The organism is Halomonas sp. BC1 (genome assembly GCF_002078135.1).
GTDB classification, from domain to species: domain Bacteria; phylum Pseudomonadota; class Gammaproteobacteria; order Pseudomonadales; family Halomonadaceae; genus Vreelandella; species Vreelandella stevensii.
Window position 1 is genome coordinate 23,466 of record NZ_LFGS01000008.1, and the last position, 2,349, is coordinate 25,814.

3 protein-coding genes are annotated in these 2,349 nt (G+C 57.8%); all 3 read right to left on the minus strand.

The genetic code is table 11. The annotated features are described in order from the left end of the window. Nucleotides 1-54: 54 nt before the first annotated feature. Nucleotides 55-594 (minus strand): phosphatase PAP2 family protein, encoded by a 540-nt coding sequence (locus B7L72_RS07400; protein WP_081193488.1) that lies wholly within the window; start codon nucleotides 592-594, stop codon nucleotides 55-57. Beyond that, nucleotides 557-1,720: a glycosyltransferase family 4 protein gene (locus B7L72_RS07405; RefSeq protein ID WP_016915844.1), complete on the minus strand. Its 1,164-nt coding sequence runs from the start codon at nucleotides 1,718-1,720 to the stop codon at nucleotides 557-559. The genes B7L72_RS07400 and B7L72_RS07405 overlap by 38 nt, the downstream gene beginning before the upstream one ends. A gap of 257 nt (nucleotides 1,721-1,977) precedes the next feature. After that, the coding region (locus B7L72_RS07410; RefSeq protein WP_176212853.1) for a transposase at nucleotides 1,978-2,349 on the minus strand (372 nt) is incomplete at its 5' end.

Below are 2,349 nucleotides of genomic sequence, written 5' to 3' on the forward strand. Positions count from 1 at the left end.
AACGTAGTGCCAATCAAATGAAAGCGCTATGGCGTTCAGGTATTCGAAAAGGGCCTAGCCCATCCAGTAGAGTCCCAATAGCGCAAATCCATAGCCCATGGCGGCCCCGGCCAGCACGTCACTGACATAGTGCAGGCCCAGCCCCACCCGCGAGATCGCGATGATCAAGGCAAGCGGTAACACAATGGGTAACAGCCAGGGGGTATGGCTAGCCACCAGCACGCTGAACATCACGGCATGCATGGTATGGCCACTGGGAAAGCTGTAGCGGTCTCGGGCGGGTTCACAACAGTGGACGCCCCCCAGGTAGGTGATGAAGGGACGCTCACGACACAGCCGGGTTTTCACCAGTTTATAGACCAGGATCGCCAGTAGCGCGATCAGTGAGTATTGCCACATGCGCCAGAGGCCGTCCGCTTGCAGCCAGGGCTGAGCTGCAATCAGTAGTACCCAAACGGGCCAATCACCCAGTTTGCTGGCCGTCTGGAGCGTCAGACGCCAGGGGCGGTAGAGCGAGAGATGCGTCACACGCTGGCAAAAGCGCCACTCCAACAGGTCAAGACGATCGAATACGACAAGCGGGCGAGCTCGCATGGCGGGCCTCCTGGGCATGGTGCAGGTAACGTAGAAATTGCTCGGCAATGCCCGTCCAGCTCTGTTCCAGCGCGCGCAGGCGGGCGACTCTTCCTAGTCGTGCGTAATCGGCAGGGTGCTGACACAGCGTGACCGCTGCGTGTTGAAAGCCCAGCGCATCGTCGGTCGCCACGGTAATGCCGTTATGGCCGCTGTGAATCAGTGCTGCGCTGGCCGCGTGGCGAAACGCCACGACTGCCAGGCCGCTGGCCATGGCTTCGGTCACCACGTTGCCCCAGGTTTCAGACAGCGAGGGAAACACGAACATGTCGGCGCTGGCGTAGTGGCGAGCCAGCGAATGCTTGTCTACGAAACCGGTGAAGTGGGCCTCGGGCAAGGCTTTTTGCAGCTGGCTGCGGGCCGGGCCATCGCCGACGATGACCTGCGCCATATCGGGGCGAGCGCTGCGCATGGCTTGCAGCGTTTCCTGCAGGAGCGACAGGTTCTTCTCGGGTGCCAGGCGCCCTACGTACAGGGCTACCGGTTGATGCTCGCTGACGCCCCACTGCTGACGCAGCGCGAGGTCGCGGTGGGCGGGCGAAAAGCGTTCGCCGTCGATGCCCCGGGACAGCACCTGTACGTCTTTGATGCCATCCTGGCGCAGCGCCACGGCTTGCTGCTGGGTAGGCACCAGGGTGAGCGCGCAGCCGTTATGAAAATAGCGCAAATAGCGTCGTGTCGCTTTGCTCAGCCAGGCAACCCCATAATCCTGGCAGTAATGGTCGAAGTTGGTATGCCAACCGGCCACCAGCGGCAGGTCCAGGCGCTGGGCTGCCTGGCGGGCTGCCCAGCCCAGCGGGCCCTGGGTCGCCAGATACACGACATCCGGGCGGTATTGCTGCCAAAAGCGCTGAAGCTTCCCGGGGCGGGCAAAGCCTACCTGAACGTCGGTATAGTTAGGCAGCGCAAACCGCTTGACCTGAAGTTCCTGAGTAGCGCACGCAGCGCTGCCGGGTTGACGCGGCGCCGGGCGTATCACGTCCACTGTGATACCCAGCAACAGCAGTTCACGACACAGCCGGTTCAGCGTGTGCGCGACGCCGTTGATTTCCGGTGACCATGTTTCGCTGACGATACAGAGTCGCATGAGCGATTCATCCCTTTATCACGTTTAGCCACCATGGTGAGGCTCAACAGTGACACCGAGGCGACAGCCAAGTGAACAAGCGATGACAGTCCTGGCCGGTGACCAGCCTGTCAAAGGATAAAGAGGTTTTAGCAACTTATGGCGATGCTCTCTAAATAACAAGTCATTGTTAATTATTTGGGTCATTTTTATTTATTTTGCTTTCTTGGTTTTGTTTATAAAAAATTAAAACTTTAAGAAGAATGACATGTAAGTGCCTATTCAAAATTAATCGCGTGATCAGTTCCGTAACCACTGAGTAAGCGGTGTACCTCTTCACGTAGACGTTCAAACGAGAGATAGGCACTCAAGGGCAGCCAGGTGTACTTCATCTGCCGCCACAGAATCTCTATCAGATTCAGCTCTGGTGAGTAGGCAGACAGATAGATCAGATGCACACGTTGCGACATCCACTCCACCCTCTTGCGCCTAAAGGCCTTGGAGCGATGCATGCTGGCATTGTCGAGCACCACAACGGCGAAGGTGTCTGGTTCCTTCTGGATCACAAACTGGTTAAACGCTTCTATGACCGTTTCCGTGGTCACTGTCTCGGTTGTCGTGTGATAGACCAGTTTTCCGGCTCGGCTTAA